We start from the raw sequence: 17,896 nt of genomic DNA, 5'->3' as shown, positions 1-17,896 counted from the left end.
GCGGGAACGCGCGGCCGACCTGTCTGCCGTCAGCGCAACTGGCTGGCGCCCTCGGCCGAGGCCGACTGTTGTGCGACGCCGCCGGCGAGTTTTACCTTGAGGTTCTCGGTCATGAACTGCGTCCCGGCAGCGACCACGACGTCGCCCGGTTTCAGTCCCTCCGCGACACGCACGCCATCGGCGGCGAACTCGGCGACCTTGACCGGACGGGCGTGCACGGTGTCGGCCCCGCGATCGACGGTCCAGACGATCGACTGGCTGTCCTTCTCGGCGAGCGCACTGAGCGGGATGGACACGAGCTGCTTCTCGGTTGCCGCCGACGCCTCGATATTGGCGGTCATGCCGAGCAGCACGCGCGGATCGTTGGGCAGGCTGACGCGGACGGCAAAGGTGCGCGACTGAGGATCGGCGCTGCCGGCGACCTCGCGAACCTTGCCGTCGAGCTTCAGCCCGTTGTCTGACCAGAAGCCCGCCTTGACGTCCTTGCCCGGCTTGAACTGCGCGATCTCCATTTCCGGCACCGCGATCAGCACTTCCTTTTCGCCATCGACCGCGACAGTGACCACCGGCGTGCCCGAGCCGACCACCTGGCCGACATCGGCGTTGACCGCGGTGACGATGCCTTCCCTGTCGGCCTTGAGGTCGGTATAGCCGACCTGGTTCCTAGCCTGGGCAAGCGTAGAGCGGGCGGAGTCGCGCGTGGCGACGGCCTGGTCATAGGTCAGCGTCGCCTGCTCGAGCTGCGATTTCGGCGCGAAATTCTTGGCAAAGAGCTGTTGGGTACGCTTGCGGGCGAGCTCGACCGTCTCGACCTGCCGCTCGGCGGCGTCGAGGGCCGCTTGCGCACTCTTGACCGACAGGTCGTAGTCGGAGGGATCGATGCGAGCCAGCACATCGCCTGGCGCCACGTGCTGGCCGATGTCGACGAGACGCTCGGTGATCTTGCCATTGACCCGGAAACCCAGCGTGCTCTCGGTACGGGCACGCACCGATCCGGAATAGGACAGCGTGCGGGTGTCATGCGCCTGGGCAATCTCGACGACCTTGACCGGGCGGATGATGTCCTTCACCTCGGCTTTTTCCTGAGAGCAGCCGGCAAGCCCCAGCGATGCGACGATCAGGCCGGCAGCTGGCAGCTTGCGAAGGATGGAACTGGACAAAAACATCTTGGTACTCCCGACTGGAGACGGACTGTCGACGTCGGCACCGGCTGGCGGCGCCTATTTCAAGGCTCTGATGGCGTAATCGATGAGTTCGTCGGGCATCGCCCGATTGGTCTTGGCGAGGCACTGCGCCACCATCTGCGGATGGCAAAGGATAACGGTGGCGGCACCGAAACAGCGCGATGCGGTCACCGGGTCCTGTTTCCTGAACTCGCCGGCCTCGATGCCCTCGCGGACCACCTCGGCGAAGAGATCGTGGATGCTGTCGACATGCTTGTCGATGACACCCCAGTCGCGCTCAAGAGCGACGATGACCATCTCGTGGACCTTCTGGTCGTCGAGCATGACCTCCATCGTCATCTTGTACTGCGCATGCACGTAGCGCCGAAGCCGCTCCTCGGCGCTGATCGGCAGGTGCATGATATCGTAGGCCATCTTGTAGCTGGCGCCGAGCATCCGGCCACAAACAGCCTGGTGGATTTCGACCTTGGAGGCAAAGAAACGATAGATGTTGGCCGGCGACATGCCGAGTTCCCGGGCAATGTCGGCGACGTTGGTCTTGCCGTAGCCATAGTGCCGGAACAGGCGCTCCGCGCAATCGAGAATGCGCGTCACATTTTCCTGTCGGGCGGCGTCGGCGACGATGTTGGCGGCTTCTGACATAGCTCTCTGTCAAATAACGAGTGACGAACTTCAATTTTCGTCAGTCGTAAATCGAAACGAGCGGGATGTCAACGCGAATTCGGCGTACGCGTACGATAGGTGACAGATGGTGACATCCCAACAGACGGAACCAGGCAGTCCAAGGATGCGGGGCCGCGAAAAATTGCGCTGAACCGGGAGAGGTTTCAGCCGACCTTGGCCATTTCCCGCAGCCGGAATTTCTGGATCTTCCCCGTCGAGGTCTTCGGTATCTCGGCGAAGATCACCGCTTTCGGTACCTTGAAGCGGGCAAGCAGGCCGCGGCAGTGCTCGATGATCTCGGCCTCCGTCGCAGTCTTGCCGGGCTTCAGTTCGACATAGGCAACAGGCACCTCGCCCCATTTGTCGTCGTGACGCGCCACGACGCCGCAGGAGGCGACGGCCATATGCTTGTAGAGCGCGTCCTCGACCTCGATCGAGGAAATGTTCTCGCCACCGGAGATGATGATGTCCTTGGAACGGTCCTTGAGTTGGATGTAGCCGTCGGGGTGCATCACACCGAGATCGCCGGAATGGAACCAGCCGCCGGCGAACGCCTCGTCGCTCGCCTTGCGGTTCTTCAGGTAGCCCTTCATGACGATGTTGCCACGGAACATGACCTCGCCGATGGTCTCGCCGTCGGCGGGTGTTTCGGCCATCGTCTCGGGATCCATCACCGTCAAGCCTTCGAGCGCGGCATAGCGCACGCCCTGCCGTGCCTTCTTCCCCGCCTTCGCCCCTTTGTCGAGCGCGTCCCAGCCACTATGCCATTCGTTGACGACAGCCGGGCCGTAGGTTTCGGTCAATCCGTAGAGATGGGTGACGGCGAAGCCGGCGTCGGCCATTCCCGAGAGCACCGCCTCCGGCGGCGGGGCGGCCGCCGTGTTGAAGGTGACCGTCTGCGCAAACGCGCGCTTGTCCTCGTCCCTGGCGTTGATCAGCACCGACATGACGACCGGCGCGCCGCACAGATGGGTGACCCCGTGATCGGCGATGGCGTCGTAGATCGGCTTCGGCCGCACCCAGCGCAGGCAGACATGCGTGCCGGCCTGGATGGCGAGCGTCCAGGGAAAGCACCAGCCGTTGCAGTGGAACATCGGCAAGGTCCAGAGATAAACCGCATGTTTGGCCATCCCGGCATGGATGGTGTTGGTGTAGGCCATCAGCGCCGCGCCCCGGTGGTGATAGACGACGCCCTTTGGATTGCCAGTGGTGCCCGACGTGTAGTTGAGGGAGATCGCGTCCCATTCGTCGTCCGGCATCGACCATGCGAAATCCTCGTCACCGCCGGCGACCAACGCCTCATAGTCCAACTTGCCGATCCGATCGCCTTTCGGATAGGGCGCATCAGTGGCGTAATCGGGATCGTCATAGTCGATGACCAGCGGCTTTACCTTGGCCAGACCGAGCGCCTCGCGCACCGCTCCGGAAAACTCGCGATCGACGATCAGCACTTTGGTCTCGGCATGATCGAGTTGGAAGGCGATCACCGCGGCGTCGAGGCGCGTGTTGAGCGAGTGCAGCACCGCCTTGGTCATAGGCACACCAAAATGGGCCTCGAGCATCGGCGGCGTGTTCGACAGCATGACCGTCACCGTATCGCCCTTGCGGATGCCGTGCTTGTGCAGCGCCGAGGCGAGCTTCAGCGAACGGCGCCAGAAATCGCGGTAGCTGATGCGCTGGCCGCCATGGATGATGGCGATGTGGTCGGGATAGGTTCGCGCCGCGCGCTCCAGATAGGTGAGCGGCGTCAGCGGCTGATGGTTGGCGGCGTTCCTGTCGAGATCCTGTTCGTAGGGATTGGCCATCCCGTCCTCCCCAAAGTCTTTTCGAACTTTCTAACCTTAGGTTCGTCGTCACGCCATCCCCCCCTGAACGGCTGAAAATGCCATGCTGCGCCGATTTGCTGGAACGATGATCTCGATTGAGTCGCGCGGGAAGACGATACCTTCTTGCCCATTCAAATTTGACTTTTGTCGAGAGCCGTGACTAATGTCAGCGAAGGAGGCGGCATGGCGATCCGACCGGCAGAACAGCTCATCCACAAGGCGGCCTGGCTTTATTATGCCCATGGGCTTCGCCAGGACGAAGTGGCCAATCAACTCAACATTTCGCGCGCTTCCGTCGCCATGTATCTGCGCAAGGCGCGCGAGACAGGCATCGTCAACATCTCGACCTCGACGCAACTCTTCACCGACGACGTCATGGCGCGCAGGCTGGAGGACGCGCTCAAGCTCGACGCCGTCTGGATCGCGCCGGAAAATGCCTATCTCGCCGACCCCTCGACCGATATCGCGGTGCTGGCGGCAAGCGTCTTCCTGGAACTCGTCAGGAAAGGCGACCGCATCGGCGTCGCCTGGGGCCGCACCGTCTATACCATCGCCGACATCATGTCCTATGCCGACCTGCAGGACGTGACCGTGGTGCAGCTCTGCGGCAATCTCGGCGCGCCCTATTCCTACCGGCCCGACCAGTGCACGATGGAAATCGCGCGCCGGCTCAATGCCAAGGGCCTCAACTTCTACGCGCCTTTGGTGCTGTCGACCGAGGAACTGGCGCAAGGCCTGCGCGCCGAGCCGGTGATCCGCGACCAGCTTGCCGGCATCAGCGACTGCGATCTTGCGCTCTACTCCATCGGCGCGGTCGATGCCGACAGCCATCTGGTGAAGTGCGGCGCGCTGACCGCGGCCGAGATGGCGGCACTGCGCAGGGAAGGCGCGGCCGGGGTCATCGCCGGGCAGATCATCGATGCCGATGGCGCGTTGCTCGACTGCAGCTACAACCGCCGGGTGATCTCCGCCGGGCTTGCTTCGCTGCGCGCCATCGAGAAGCGGCTGATGGTCGTGCAGGAGGACAGCAAATTCGAGCCGCTGCTCGCGGCGGTCGCCGGAGGCCTTTGCACGCATCTGGTGGTCGGCGCGCACATGGCGCAGCGGCTGCTCGATCACGCCGGAGCGCCTGCGGAAAAGGCATCCTGAGGACCAACCTTTGCCGACGCATGGTCATCAAGGCGTCGCGGCATTCCTGTTTCACCACTCAAAGCAATTGGACGAAGCGAACATGAAGAATTTGTGGAACGACGACGCGGCCGAAAAACTCGTTGCCGACTATTCGAAAAAGGGCGTCAGCCGCGACCTGGCCTTGCGTGTCTACACGACGCGGCTTCTGGGAGGCGTGCCACAACTGGTCCTGCATGGCGGCGGCAACACCTCCTGCAAGACCAAGGCAACCGACCTCGTCGGCGACGAGTGGGACGTGCTGTGCGTCAAGGGCAGCGGCTGGGACATGGCGGTCATCGAGCCGCAGGGCCTGCCGGCGGTCAAGATGGGCGCCTTGCTCAAGGCGCGCACGCTAAACAAACTCTCCGACGAGGACATGGTGGCGCTGCAGCGGGCGAACCTGATCGATCCCGCCTCGCCCAACCCCTCGGTGGAAACACTGCTGCACGCCTTCCTGCCGCATAAATTCGTCGACCACACCCATTCGACCGCAATCCTGGCCATTGTCGACCAGCAAGACAGCAAGCCCCTGGTGAAGACGGTGTTCGGGGAGAAGATGGGCTACGTGCCCTACATCATGCCGGGCTTCGACCTTGCGAAGGCGGCTGCCGATGTCTTCGACGCCGACCCTGATGTCGAAGGCCTGATCCTCGACAAGCACGGCATCTTCACCTTCGGCGACGACGCCAAACAGGCCTACGACCGGATGATCCACTACGTGAACGTCGCCGAGGAGTATGTCGCCAAGCATACCAGGCCGCAGGCGGGAAAGGCGGCGCTGCCGGCACGGCTCGCGACGCCCGGCTCCATCGCGCCGATGTTGCGTGGCGCTGTCGCGGTGGCTCGCGGCGAAGGCCGCTTCGACCGCATGATCAGCGATTTCCGCACCTCGGACGCGATCGTCGATTTCATCAACTCATCCAAGATCGCCGACTATGCCGGGCGCGGCGTGTCGACGCCGGATCTGTCGATCCGCATCAAGACCGGACCCATGGCCGTGCCGGCGCCCGATGCCGAAAAGATCAGCGACTACAAGGCGGTGATCAAGAGCCATATCGACGCCTTCGCCAAGGACTATCGCGCCTATTTCGAGACAAACGACGCGCTCGACGACGTCAAGCGGACCATGCTCGACCCGATGCCGCGGCTCACGCTGGTGCCGGGGCTCGGCATGTTCGGCCATGGCCGAACGTTGAAGGACGCAAGGATCGCTTCAGACGTCGGCGAGATGTGGATCGAGGCGGTGCGCGGCGCCGAGGCGGTCGGGCATTTCCACCCCCTCTCCAAGGCCGACCTGTTCCCGCTCGAATACTGGTCGCTGGAACAGGCCAAGCTTGCTTCCAACAAGCCGAAGCCGCTGACCGGGCAGGTGGTGCTGATCACCGGCGGAGCCGGTGCGATCGGTGCGGCGACAGCCAAGCTGTTCGCCGACAATGGCGCCCATGCCGTCGTCGTCGATCTCGATGGCGAAAAGGCCGCTGACGCCGCCACGAAGGCCGGCAACAATTCGGTCGGTGTGGCCGCCGACATCACCGACCCGCACCAGGTGCGTGCCGCCTTCGACAAGGCGGTTGCCGTGTTCGGCGGTGTCGACATACTGGTGTCCAATGCGGGCGCTGCCTGGGAAGGCCGCGTCGGCGAACTCGACGATGCGCTGCTGCGCAAGAGTTTCGAGCTCAATTTCTTCGCCCACCAGTCGGTGGCGCAGAACGCCGTGCGCATCATGCTCGAACAGGGCACGGGCGGGGCGCTTTTGTTCAACACCTCCAAGCAGGCGGTCAATCCAGGCCCGAAGTTCGGCGCCTATGGAGTGCCTAAGGCGGCGACGCTGTTCCTGTCCAGGCAGTATGCGCTCGACTACGGCGCTTACGGCATCCGTTCCAACGCCGTCAATGCCGACCGCATCCGGTCCGGCCTTTTGACCGACGCCATGATCGCCAGCCGTTCCGGCGCGCGCGGCGTGTCGGAGAAGGAATACATGTCCGGCAACCTGCTCGGGCAGGAAGTAACGGCGCAGGACGTGGCGCAGGCCTTCCTGCATCATGCGCTGGCCGAACGGACCACCGCCGACGTGACGACCGTCGACGGCGGCAACATCGCGGCGGCGCTGCGGTAAGCACCTCCAATTGACAATAAAAAGGGCGGCTCACGGGCCGCCCTTTTCCTTTGTGTGTTGACGAGCCTTACTTCGCGTTGGGGTTCGGCATCCAGGCCGGCATGGCGACATCGGCATGGGCGAACTGCGGCAGCTTGGCCGACAGGTCTTCCATGTTCTTGATATCCTTGTCGATCAGCTCTTTCTGGGTGATCAGGGTCGGCGGCACGATGACGTTGTGGCCGGGGTCTTCGCCGGCGAGCAGTTGCGCCAGGGCGCGTACCGAGACCTGGCCGACGACGGCCGGATTGGTCGCCGCGGTCGCCGCCCAGGCGCTGTCGGGCTCGCGCATCGCCGCGATGTCGGACGTCGAGATGTCAGCCGAATAGATCTTGATCTTCTTGTTGAGGCCCGCTTCGTCGACGGCGATCTTCACGCCCTTGGCGAATTCGTCATAGGGGGCGAACATCACGTTGATGTCGGGGTGCGCCGACAGCACCGAGCGCGCCTGGTTGGCGACCGAGTTGGCGATCGGATTGTCGAGCGTGCCGAACATGGCGACTTCCTTGATGCCGGCATATTTCTTCTTCACATCGACCCAGGTCTCGTTGCGGCGGTCGAGCGGCGCGATGCCGGCGACATAGACATAGCCGGCGTTCCAGCTTTCGCCATTGTCCTTGACTGCCTGTTCGAGCGCCAGCCGCGCCAGGTCCTTGTCCGACTGTTCGATCTGCGGGATCTTGGGGTTTTCGACATTGACGTCGAATGCCACCACCTTGATGCCGGCGTCGACGGCACGCTGGGCGGCGTCCTTCATCGATTCCGTCAGGCCGTGCTGGATGATGATGCCCTGCACGCCGAGCGCGATCGCCTGGTCGACCATGTCGGACTGGAGCGCGGCGTCCTGGCGGCTGTCGAGCACGCGCAGATCGATGCCGAGCGCCTTGGACTGCGCCTCGACGCCCGACAGATAGGCCTGGAAGAAGTCGCCGGTCGAGAGATAGCGCACCAGCGCGATCTTCACGCCGGGCTTGTCGAATGGCGCAGGCTTGTCAGCGGCAAAAGCCGGGACCTGCATCAGCATGGTTGCGCCGGCCAGTCCGAGCGCCACTTTCCCCAAAAGTCTTCTTGTGATGTTCACCTTGTTTTCCTCCACTTGTGTTGAACCCAAAATCCTATCCGGCCAAATCTAGCTCCTGCCCTTACCCGAAAGGGCAAAGGTAAAGACAAGGGCGACGACCAGAACCACGCCCTTGACGAAATCCTGCGTGTAGTAAGGCGCGTTCATCATCGTCAGGCCCTGCAGCAAGATGCCGACGAACAGCGCGCCGACGGCCGTGCCGAAGGCGTTCGGCTTGGCGGCGCCGAGCACCGCGTAACCGATCAGCGCCGCGGCAACCGCATCGAGCAGCAGATTATTACCTGACGCGATGTCGCCGCGTCCAAGCCGGGCGGCGAGCAAAATGCCGCCGATCGAGGCAAAAACTCCTGAAATGATGTAGGCCCAGATCTTGTATGCCTTGACAGGCGCGCCGGCGAGTTCGGCGGCGCGTTCGTTGGAACCGACCGCATACATCATGCGGCCGAAGCGCGTGTATTCGAGGAAGAACCAGATCAGCAGCGCCAGCACCAGAAGCATGACGACCGACACCGGAATGAGGTTCGGGATGAAGAAATCGAAGCGGTGGCGGCCGAGCGCCAGGAAGGCATCGGAGAATTTGCCGTTGGCGACGGAGCCGTCGGGCATGGTCATGCCGGTGGCGATCGAGCGGCCCTCGGTGGGGATGCGCTGCAGGCCGACGAGCAGGAACATCATGCCGAGCGTCGCCAGCAGGTCGGGCACGCGCATGTAAACGATCAGCCAGCCATTGATCAGGCCGACAATGGCGCCGATCGACAGGCAGACAACGACCGCCACGAACGCGTTCTGCTCCAGCACCACCATGACATAGGCGGCCGCCATCATGGCCGAGGTGGCGACCGAGCCGATCGACAGGTCGAAGCCGCCGACCACCAGGGTGGCGGTGACGCCAAGCGCCAGCACGCCGGTGATGGCGACCGACTGGAAGATGAAGACGGCACTTTGCGGCGAGACGAACCCGTCGGCGGAGATCGCGAAATAGGCTACCAATCCGAACAACAGCACGATGAACCCATAGCGGATGGCATGGTCGCGCAGCGTCATTCAGGCCACCCCAGCGACGCTGCCGTTTTTACCCAACTCCAACCCATGGTCTCTCCATTCCACTTCTATCGACCGCCACGCTCAGGCAGCGCTGTGCAGAGGTCCGCCGGCGACCTCGGCCAGAAGGCGATCGAGGTCGATATCGGCATTGCGGTGTTCGCCGACGATTGTGTGCTCCGACATCACCAGGATGCGATCGGCCGTCTCCAGCGCTTCGTCGAGTTCGGTGACGAACAGGAGCGTGGCCCGGCCATTGGCGCTTGCCCTCAGCTTGGCGGCGATGTCGCGCCGGGCCGAAATGTCGACGCCCTGGAACGGCTCGTCGAGGATGAACAGCGCGGCATTCTGTGCCATCCAGCGGGCGACCATCACCTTCTGCTGATTGCCACCCGACAGCGCCGACATCTCGTCCTTCTCGGAGCGGCAGACAATGCCCAGTTGCTCGATCTGCCTGCGCGCGGTGGCGCGTTCGAGGCGGCGATTGAGGACGCTCAGACTGGACATCCGCCTGAGGAAAGGCAGGCTGACATTGCGCTCGATGTTGAAGCCGCCGACGATGCCGCTGGTGGCGCGATCCTTGGCAACGAGGAACACACCGGCGGCGATCGCGTCGCCGGCCGAGCGCGGCGCGTAAAGCTTGCCATTCATCGCCATGGTGCCGGCGAGTGGTCGGCGCACGCCGAACAGCGTCTCGGCAAGAGCGGTCTTGCCGACGCCGACAAGGCCGGTGATGGCGACCACCTCTCCGTCACCAAGCGTCAGCGAAATCGGCTTGGCCCCCTGCCCGATGCGAAGGCCTTCAATGGTCATGACCGCCCTGGCGGAACTCCTGGCAACGATCCGGTCGAGATGGATCTTGCGGCCGAGCATGGCGTTGACCGCGCCTTCATAATCGAGCGGCTTGGTGTCGAAGGCGCCCGAAACGACACCGTCGCGCATCGAGACGATGCGGTCGGCGAGCCGCCTGATATCCGACATGCGGTGCGAGATATAGAGGATCGCCACGCCTTGCTCGCGCAGCCTGTCGACCAATGCGAACAGCCTGTCGGCTTCGGCGCTAGAGAGCGAGGAGGTCGGCTCATCGAGGATCAGCACTTTCGGCTGATGGGCGAGCGCTCGGGCAATCGCCACCATCTGGCGATCGGCGAGCGAAAGGTCGCTGACGCGCGCCTTCAAGTCGATGGCCAATCCCATGCGGTCGGCGACCGCCTTGGCCTCGCGGCGCACGCGGGCGGGATTGAACAGGGTCGGCGCGCCCCTGCCGGTCAGCCTGTCGAGCGTGAGATTGGTGGCCACGTCAAGGTCGGCGATGACGCCGTCATTGATGTTCTGGTGCACGGTGACGACGCCGGCGCGGATCGCTTCCGCGGGTGTGCCCGGCGTAAATTCCCGTCCGGCAAGCGTCATGGTGCCGCCGCCGCGCTCGTAGACGCCGCTGACGATCTTGACGAGGGTGGATTTGCCGGCGCCATTGGCGCCCATCAGCACGGTCACTTCACCGGCATGGAGGTCCAGCGCGATGCCGCCAAGCACCTCGTTGCGGCCAAAGGATTTCCTCAGTCCCTCCACGCGGAACACGGCATTGCCGATCATGCGTTCCTCCCTGACCGTGACGCTATGGTCAATGTCGGCAATTGTCAACACGATTGACAATTGCCAGACAGCTTCCTAGCTTGGCCCCGCCGCCAAGGCTCCCTTATGATCGGAGCACACAGGCGGGAGGAACAAGGATGACTGGGAAATTGCCTTTCGAAGCATTGTCGGTGGAGACGCTCGCGACACGTCTCGGCACGAACGAAGCGCTGTGCGCGAAGATCGGCAAGGACGCTGCACAATGGAAGGTTCGCGAAGTCGGCGACGGCAATCTGAACCTCGTATTCATCGTGGAGGGCGCCGGAGGTGCCGCCGTGGTCAAGCAGGCCCTGCCCTATGTCCGCCTGGTCGGCGACAGCTGGCCGCTGCCGCTAAAGCGCTCCTTCTTCGAGTATCACGCGCTGACCCGGCAAGAGGCGCGTGCGCCCGGCTCGGTGCCGGCGATCTACCACTTCGACGAGGTCCAGGCGCTGATCATCATGGAATATCTGTCACCGCACATCATCCTGCGGCGAGCGCTGATCGATGGCCGGCAGTTACCGAACATCGCCAGGGATATCGGTCTGTTCATGGCCCGCACGCTGTTCCGCGGTTCCGACCTGTCGATGGTCACCAAGGAGCGCAAGGCGGACCTGGCGCTGTTCGCCGACAACGTCGAGCTCTGCGACATCACCGAAAACCTGGTGTTTTCCGACCCCTATTTCGACGCAAGGATGAACCGCCACACCAGTCCGCAGCTCGATGCTTTGGTTGCCGAACTGCAGGCCGACCGCGACCTCAAGGTGGAGGCGCAGCGGCTGAAGCATATCTTCGCCGCCAATGCCGAGACGCTTCTGCATGGCGACCTGCACTCCGGCTCGATCATGGTCACCGACCAGGAAACGCGGATCATCGATCCGGAGTTCGCTTTCTACGGTCCGATGGCATTCGACATCGGCATGCTGCTCGCCAATTTCTGGATGTCGTTCTTCTCGCAACGCGGGCATGAGCAGCAGGGCAAGCGCGACGCCATGCGCGCCTATCTGCTCGATGTCGTCGTCGAGACATGGGCGGTGTTCCGCGCCGAGTTCTCGCGTCTGTGGCGCACGGAACGCACCGGCATGCTCTATCAAAAAAGCCTGTTCGAGGATCAGGGCGACAGGCTGGGCGCAGAGCAGGCGCTCGATAATGTGCTGCACCAGATCTGGGACGATATGCTCGGCTTTGCCGGCATCGAGGTGCACCGGCGCATCCTCGGTCTCGCCCACAATGCCGATTTCGAGACCATTGCCGATGAAGATCTGCGCGCCAGTTGTGAGGCGAAGGCGCTGAAATTCGGCCGTCACATCGCCGTCAACCGGCGCCAGATCCACAGCATCGACGAGGTCAACCACCTGGCCGCGCTGATCGAACGGGAGAACAGCATTTGAACGTCGGCGACCGCCACTATCGGACCATCTGGCTGAACGACGACGGTCGCTCGGTCGAAATCATCGACCAGCGCTGGCTGCCGCATGAATTCCGCATCGAAAGCATCGGCACGGTCGCCGGCATCGCCACCGCGATCCGCGACATGTGGGTGCGCGGCGCACCGTTGATCGGCGTCACCGCGGCCTATGGCGTCGCCATGCAGATGACGGATGATGCCTCCGACGAGGCGCTCGACACCGTGTGGGAAACGCTGCACGAGACGCGCCCGACGGCGATCAACCTGCGCTGGGCGCTGGACGAAATGCGGCGCTTCCTGCGGCCGTTGCCGACAGAACAGCGGGCCGCGGCCGCCTATCGGCGCGCCGGTGAAATCGCCGACGAGGATGTGGGGCTGAACCGCGCCATTGGCGAGAACGGCCTTGAAATCATCAAGGCGATCGCGGCGCGCAAACAGCCGGGCGAGCGGGTCAACATCCTCACCCACTGCAATGCCGGCTGGTTGGCCACGGTTGACTACGGCACAGCCACTTCACCTATCTATCTCGCAGTCGAAGCCGGCATTCCGGTCCATGTCTATGTCGATGAAACACGCCCGCGCAACCAAGGCGCCCAACTGACCGCCTGGGAGATGGCCGGCCACGGCGTGCCGCACACGCTGATCGTCGACAATGCGGGCGGCCATCTGATGCAGCGTGGCGCGGTCGACATGGTCATCGTCGGCACCGACCGCACGACCGCCGATGGCGATGTCTGCAACAAGATCGGCACCTACCTGAAGGCACTCGCCGCCGCCGACAATGACGTGCCGTTCTATGTCGCGCTGCCTTCTCCCACCATCGACTGGACGGTGGGCGACGGGCTTGCCGAAATCCCGATCGAGGAGCGCTCGGGCGACGAGGTGTCGCTGGTCTGGGGCAAGACCGCCAAGGGCGAGATTGCCCAGGTGCGCGTGTCGCCCGAAGCGACACCGGCAAGGAACCCAGCCTTCGACGTGACGCCGGCGCGGCTGGTGACCGGGTTGATCACCGAGCGTGGCATCGCCAAGGCATCGCGCGAGGGGCTGAGGGCGATGTTCCCCGAGCGGGGATAGCGCCAACACGATCGGGCAGGCCCGTCTTTTAATACAGAGGCTCGGCCAGATGCTTCGGCGTCGGCCACGTCTCGGTGATGCCGGGCTGTACCGGTCGTTCGAGATAGGTCGATAGGACCACGTAGCTGCGCGTGGAGGTGACGCCGGGCGTTTCGTAAAGGCGCGAAAGCAGTCCTTCGAGCGCTCTGGTGTCCTCGGTACGCACCTTGAGCAAAACGCATGTATCCCCGGCGACTGTGTGGATCTCCTCGACCTCGGGATACTCCGAAATCGCCATCAGTTCCGGGGTCTTGCCCCAGCCACGGGTGTCGATGTGGACGAAGGCGAGCAGCGGCTTTCTCACCGCTTTGGGATCGATGATGGCGGACGTGTTGCGGATGGCGCCGCTGCGCCGAAGCCGCTTGACGCGCTCGTGGGCAGCCGGAGGCGAAAGGCCGACGCGATCGCCGAGTTCGGCATAGCTGACGGTCGCATCGTCGACCAGAACGCCTAATATTCTTCGGTCGGTCGCATCGACGTCCCGAGCCGTCAGCCTGTTCCGCGGAATGCCATCTGTTTCTTCATCCATAGCGATATTCCCGATTGTCGCGGAATTTAATACGGCCATGATGATGAAATGTCGAACAACGATCAAGCTGCAACCTTGGGCTCGGACATCAGGCCGTCCATCCCGGCCCTCGCCTATCTGCTGACCGGCTGCATCGCCGTGATCGGCTCGAATTCGCTGGTGCTGGGGCCGATCGCTCCGGCAGTGGCCGTATCCTTCTCGACCAGCGTTCCCATGGTGATGATAGCGGCGGCGGCCTTCGGCCTCGGCACGTCGGCGAGCGCCCTGTTCCTGGCACGCCATATCGACCGGGTCGGCGCACGCCGGATGCTGCAGGCGGCCTTGCTGCTGCTGGCATTGGCCTTGGTCGCCAGCGCGGCCGCGCCGACGGTGAGCGCGCTGGTTGCCGCACAGCTTGTCGCCGGCATCGCCGCCGGCGTCGCCATGCCTGCAATCTATGCCAGTGCCGCGGCCATCGCTCCGCCCGGCCGCGAAAGCGGTACGATCGGCGTGGTGCTGACCGGGTGGACGCTCAGCATGGTGGCCGGCGTTTCCCTGTCGGCGGTGCTTGCCGATCTCGTGCATTGGCGCGCCGTCTTCGCCGCCGTCGCGGTGCTGGCGGCGATGGCGCTCGGCGGCCTCACCACATCGTCACTCCCGGATGTCAGGAAGGCCGGACCGGCACCCGCGCCGCTGGCCGCGCTCAACACTCCCGGCATCGTGCCGCTTCTGGTTGCCTGCGGCGCCTTCATGACCGCCTTCTACGGTGTCTATGGCTATCTCGGCGATCACCTTCATAGCGGACTTGGGCAGCCGGTCAGCGCCAACGGTCTGGCGGCGCTCGCCTATGGCGCGGGTTTCGGCACGGCGGCGCTCTTCGACGGCATCATCGATCGCTTGGGGGCCCGGCGCGTCATGCCTTTCGCCTATCTTCTGGTCGCCATGGTCTATTTGGCGATCGGCGCGACCAGCGACAGCTATGGCCTGACGCTCGCCACGGTTGCCGCCTGGGGGCTTGCCAATCATTTCGGGCTGAACGTGCTGGTGACACGGCTGTCGGCGCTCGATCCATCACGGCGGGGCACGATCATGGGCCTGAACAGCGCGGTGACCTATCTCGCGGTGTTCGTCGGCACCACCGGATTCGGGCCGCTCTATTCCGGCTTCGGCTTTGCCGCATGCGCGATGGTCGCGGCGGTGCTCATGCTGGTTGCCGCCTCGGCCGCGGCGTGGCGCACCCGTTAGCAGGGCGGGGTGAAAGTCCCCACCGGCGGTAAGGTTTCGGCCCAGCCCGCGAGCGCCTTCCAGCAAATGGAAGGGTCAGCAGATCCGGTGTGATTCCGGAGCCGACGGTTAGAGTCCGGATGAAAGAGAACGAGCGAAAGACGGACCGCCCCGGCGGGCCGGATTTTGTATCGTGCGTCCTGATTCTGGTTCGAAACGGAAGGATGGACCCATGAATCAGCATTCCCACAAAGACTATGAAACGACCCGCGTCGCCGTCGTCAGGGCGCGCTGGCACGCAGATATCGTCGACCGGTGCGTGCAGTCCTTCGAGGCGGAGCTTGCCGCGCTCGGCGACGGACGCTTTGCCGTCGAAATCTTCGACGTGCCCGGCGCCTACGAGATTCCGCTGCACGCCAAGACGCTCGCCGCGACCGGCCGCTACGCCGCGATCCTTGGCGCGGCGTTCGTCGTCGATGGCGGCATCTACCGCCATGAGTTCGTCGCCAGCGCCGTCATCGACGGCATGATGAACGTGCAGCTTTCGACCGGCGTGCCGGTGCTTTCGGCGGTGCTGACGCCGCACAATTTCCATGACAGCGCCGAGCATCATCGCTTCTTCTTCGAGCACTTCACCGCCAAGGGGAAGGAAGCGGCCAACGCCTGCGTGCAGATCCTTGCCGCGCGCGAGGAGATAGCGGCCTGAAGCACCGACGCGGTCTTATGTAGCAAACGCACCAAAGGTGGCGCGATGAGAGCGCTACTCGGTACCGCTCTCTTTGTCTGGCTCGCCCTTTTTGATAACTCGGCGGCCATTGCCCACTGTTCGCCGGTACTCATGAATCCAGCTTGCGGTGAAATTGGTCATCACTGCAACGGGATGGCGTGGCAGTTTAGGCTGATCGAGGCTGGGGGACCACTTTGGGACATTGGGGATAAACAATCTAACTGCCGTGTCCGTGTCGACTCGCCCGCGCTGCCGGTCAAAGACCGTCGTATATTCAAGGATCAATTCGACCATGGCGAAATTCTTCCCCGGCGCACCTTTGCCAGTCTGGTCAACGACATCGTCGGGATGAACTGCGAAGGACAGCAGTTCATCGGCACCAGCGGGCCACAAATCAGTCAACGGAAAAGAACTGACCTTGAGCGGTTTAAGGGGTGGCTCAACATCTATCAGCTCTGTGCAGGGCCGATAAACCGCCTGCAAGTCGTACGCCGGGCTTTGGCCAGAATTCCGCACCTGGATTATAATTTTGGGCAGAGCCTTCGCGTTGTTTTCGAACCAAGCCTTGGTAACGGAGATATAGGCGCGGGCTTGAGCCTCGCCTATTTCGCGCGCGATCCGGGTGGCATTTTTAGCTTCCACCACTGCATCGCCAGCATGGTCGGAACCCGTCTTGGTATGGTCCGATGCTCTTTTAGCGAAAACAGCGGCGGCGATGGCCGCCCCCATAGTGATCAGGCCGACACCGAACCCACCGATGCCAATCCACATTTGCCAGTAGGACCATTGAGCCGACTCGGTAGCAGCGTCCGCCGCCTTCCATTGGGCGCAAAGATCACTGCCGCGTTGGTCCTCGCCCTTGGCGCATGGTGCCTGATAGCCATTGGCATCTTCCGGATGATCGACCGGAGGCGCGGCCTTCTCTGTTTTCTGTGCGGCTGGGGAGTTCTGGGGCTGAGCGCTTGGCTTTGGTGGGTCGGCAGCGGCGAGTTGTGGAGCTAGCGCCATGAACAGCGCGAAAAGCAAGACCCGCATTGCAATCCCCCCAGAATGCACAAGCATTCATCTTGCGGGAGAAGTGACGACTCCACAACCGGAAGGATTCCTGATTACTTGCCGCCTATGGGGTGGGCTGAACGACACTGGCGGAAAATCATCGGCGGGTTTTTTCTCCTTTGGGAGGCAGCTCGCCGCTTGGTTAGCTTGGGCGGCGACGTCGACTTCCTCGTTTCGCTTGCCCATGGAATCGGCTGGGTCGGCTTCATGATAGCCTGGCTGTTAAACCCTCCGATATGGTTTGGGTTCGCGGTCATATTTGCCGGCCTAGGTCTTATCTATTGGGACAATAAGCGGCAGACGGTTAGAGCATTATCCGCCGAGCAACCCATCGCGCTAGAAGCGCCTACTGAGCCGAAAAAGCTTGCGGCCGAAAGCGCGTCCAATCCCCCGATTGGTTTTCTTGATCTGCCGCTTGTTAGGGAAGCAAATCTTGGTGCCTACATAAATTCAAGCCGGCTCGTGAATAGCGCAGCCAAACAGATTGCAGAGATGACTGGCAACACGTTGCGGGAGGAAGTAGGCCATTATGGGCTCTTTGAGCATGTGGCGGCGCTAGGTATCACAAACTCCCGCGATCTGGAGGAATCGCTTAAAAGAGAGTTTGGGATTGTTGTCCAGTTGCCCCACTTTATGATGTCGATGACAAAGGTTCGGCGATCAATTGTGATCTCGTTTCTTCTGGACGTATTGGAGTACCGGCGGTTTACCCTAGAGGAACATTCTGCTTTCCGTCAAAAATTGAAGGCATCCTCAACTAGCCTTGGATTTATACAAACCATGAGAGACGCGATTAGAGACATTGAGACGAATCTAAAGGCGTAGTTCTCTCGCTTGGATAGCCTCTAGGCACTGGAGGAGGAACGCGGCGGTAAACCCGCCCCGACTTATCTTGTTGTTGAGATTCCGCTCCGTCTCATGAATGTCCATAGACGCCAGCTTTTCGGCGAGCTGGGCATAAGTGACACCCTTCCGCTTCAACTCCGACTTCAAAAGGTTCTTGGCCTTCGTCTCGTATTCGACGGTCTGCGGGTCGTCCTTGCGCGCCATATCCTCGCCTCAAACAATATCATCACATTCGATGATATAGGTCCTTGTATTTGGCGATACAAGTCCGCATATACGG

16 protein-coding genes and 1 riboswitch are annotated in these 17,896 nt (G+C 62.7%); of the genes, 7 read left to right on the top strand and 9 right to left on the bottom strand.

Annotated features, from left to right (window positions below):
* Positions 1-29 precede the first annotated feature (29 nt).
* The 3 genes from LB556_RS17260 to LB556_RS17250 all read right to left on the bottom strand — a co-directional run bounded on the left by LB556_RS17260 (position 30) and on the right by LB556_RS17250 (position 3,652).
* Complete coding sequence (locus tag LB556_RS17260) at positions 30-1,166, bottom strand: efflux RND transporter periplasmic adaptor subunit (RefSeq protein ID WP_224568932.1); 1,137 nt, start codon at positions 1,164-1,166, stop codon at positions 30-32.
* Between the two features lie 54 nt (positions 1,167-1,220).
* Positions 1,221-1,826, bottom strand: a complete 606-nt coding sequence (locus LB556_RS17255) for a TetR family transcriptional regulator (RefSeq protein ID WP_224568931.1) — start codon at positions 1,824-1,826, stop codon at positions 1,221-1,223.
* A 185-nt stretch (positions 1,827-2,011) separates the two neighbouring features.
* The gene (locus LB556_RS17250; protein WP_224568930.1) at positions 2,012-3,652 is read right to left on the bottom strand and encodes an acyl-CoA synthetase; all 1,641 of its coding nucleotides are present in this window, start codon (positions 3,650-3,652) and stop codon (positions 2,012-2,014) included.
* Between the two features lie 204 nt (positions 3,653-3,856).
* Between LB556_RS17250 and LB556_RS17245 the strand changes: the two genes are divergently transcribed.
* Both LB556_RS17245 and LB556_RS17240 read left to right on the top strand, forming a co-directional pair.
* Positions 3,857-4,822: a sugar-binding transcriptional regulator gene (locus LB556_RS17245; protein ID WP_224568929.1), complete on the top strand. Its 966-nt coding sequence runs from the start codon at positions 3,857-3,859 to the stop codon at positions 4,820-4,822.
* Between the two features lie 82 nt (positions 4,823-4,904).
* Entirely contained in the window at positions 4,905-6,959 is a 2,055-nt protein-coding gene (locus LB556_RS17240) for a bifunctional aldolase/short-chain dehydrogenase (protein WP_224568928.1), read from the top strand.
* A 67-nt stretch (positions 6,960-7,026) separates the two neighbouring features.
* Here LB556_RS17240 and LB556_RS17235 read toward each other — a convergent pair whose 3' ends face one another.
* From LB556_RS17235 to LB556_RS17225, 3 genes are all read right to left on the bottom strand, one after another.
* Entirely contained in the window at positions 7,027-8,079 is a 1,053-nt protein-coding gene (locus tag LB556_RS17235) for a substrate-binding domain-containing protein (RefSeq protein ID WP_224568927.1), read from the bottom strand.
* A 48-nt stretch (positions 8,080-8,127) separates the two neighbouring features.
* Positions 8,128-9,123, bottom strand: a complete 996-nt coding sequence (locus LB556_RS17230; protein WP_224568926.1) for an ABC transporter permease — start codon at positions 9,121-9,123, stop codon at positions 8,128-8,130.
* 81 nt (positions 9,124-9,204) lie between these two features.
* Positions 9,205-10,716 carry a sugar ABC transporter ATP-binding protein gene (locus LB556_RS17225; protein WP_224569088.1) on the bottom strand — a complete coding sequence of 504 codons (1,512 nt, stop codon included), beginning with the start codon at positions 10,714-10,716 and terminating at the stop codon, positions 9,205-9,207.
* Positions 10,717-10,853: 137 nt separating this feature from the next.
* Here LB556_RS17225 and mtnK point away from each other — a divergent pair, with 137 nt between their 5' ends.
* Positions 10,854-12,125 (top strand): S-methyl-5-thioribose kinase, encoded by a 1,272-nt coding sequence (mtnK, locus tag LB556_RS17220; protein ID WP_224568925.1) that lies wholly within the window; start codon positions 10,854-10,856, stop codon positions 12,123-12,125.
* Positions 12,122-13,216 (top strand): S-methyl-5-thioribose-1-phosphate isomerase, encoded by a 1,095-nt coding sequence (gene mtnA, locus LB556_RS17215; protein ID WP_224568924.1) that lies wholly within the window; start codon positions 12,122-12,124, stop codon positions 13,214-13,216. Before mtnK ends, mtnA begins: the two co-directional genes overlap by 4 nt.
* A 28-nt stretch (positions 13,217-13,244) precedes the next feature.
* Here mtnA and LB556_RS17210 read toward each other — a convergent pair whose 3' ends face one another.
* Positions 13,245-13,784, bottom strand: coding sequence for an Lrp/AsnC family transcriptional regulator (locus LB556_RS17210; RefSeq protein ID WP_224568923.1), 540 nt, complete (start codon positions 13,782-13,784; stop codon positions 13,245-13,247).
* Positions 13,785-13,832: 48 nt separating this feature from the next.
* Between LB556_RS17210 and LB556_RS17205 the strand changes: the two genes are divergently transcribed.
* Together LB556_RS17205 and LB556_RS17200 are read left to right on the top strand one after the other, a co-directional pair.
* Positions 13,833-15,008, top strand: coding sequence for an MFS transporter (locus tag LB556_RS17205; protein WP_224568922.1), 1,176 nt, complete (start codon positions 13,833-13,835; stop codon positions 15,006-15,008).
* A riboswitch (FMN riboswitch) is annotated at positions 15,000-15,143 on the top strand. It overlaps the preceding gene by 9 nt.
* A gap of 76 nt (positions 15,144-15,219) precedes the next feature.
* Positions 15,220-15,693 (top strand): 6,7-dimethyl-8-ribityllumazine synthase, encoded by a 474-nt coding sequence (locus tag LB556_RS17200; protein WP_224568921.1) that lies wholly within the window; start codon positions 15,220-15,222, stop codon positions 15,691-15,693.
* 54 nt (positions 15,694-15,747) lie between these two features.
* On the opposite strand, the gene LB556_RS17195 is transcribed toward LB556_RS17200, so the two are convergent.
* Complete coding sequence (locus LB556_RS17195; RefSeq protein ID WP_224568920.1) at positions 15,748-16,749, bottom strand: hypothetical protein; 1,002 nt, start codon at positions 16,747-16,749, stop codon at positions 15,748-15,750.
* Between the two features lie 159 nt (positions 16,750-16,908).
* On the opposite strand from LB556_RS17195, the gene LB556_RS17190 reads away from it, so the two are divergent.
* Positions 16,909-17,595, top strand: coding sequence for a hypothetical protein (locus tag LB556_RS17190; RefSeq protein WP_224568919.1), 687 nt, complete (start codon positions 16,909-16,911; stop codon positions 17,593-17,595).
* On the opposite strand, the gene LB556_RS17185 is transcribed toward LB556_RS17190, so the two are convergent.
* Positions 17,584-17,820 carry a DUF6471 domain-containing protein gene (locus tag LB556_RS17185; RefSeq protein WP_224568918.1) on the bottom strand — a complete coding sequence of 79 codons (237 nt, stop codon included), beginning with the start codon at positions 17,818-17,820 and terminating at the stop codon, positions 17,584-17,586. The genes LB556_RS17190 and LB556_RS17185 overlap by 12 nt on opposite strands.
* Between the last annotated feature and the right edge of the window lie 76 nt (positions 17,821-17,896).

Source organism: Mesorhizobium sp. ES1-4 (genome assembly GCF_020164745.1).
Taxonomy (GTDB): Bacteria; Pseudomonadota; Alphaproteobacteria; order Rhizobiales; family Rhizobiaceae; genus Mesorhizobium.
The sequence above is the reverse complement of the archived record's forward strand: the minus strand, read 5'-3'. Positions and strand labels throughout refer to the sequence as shown.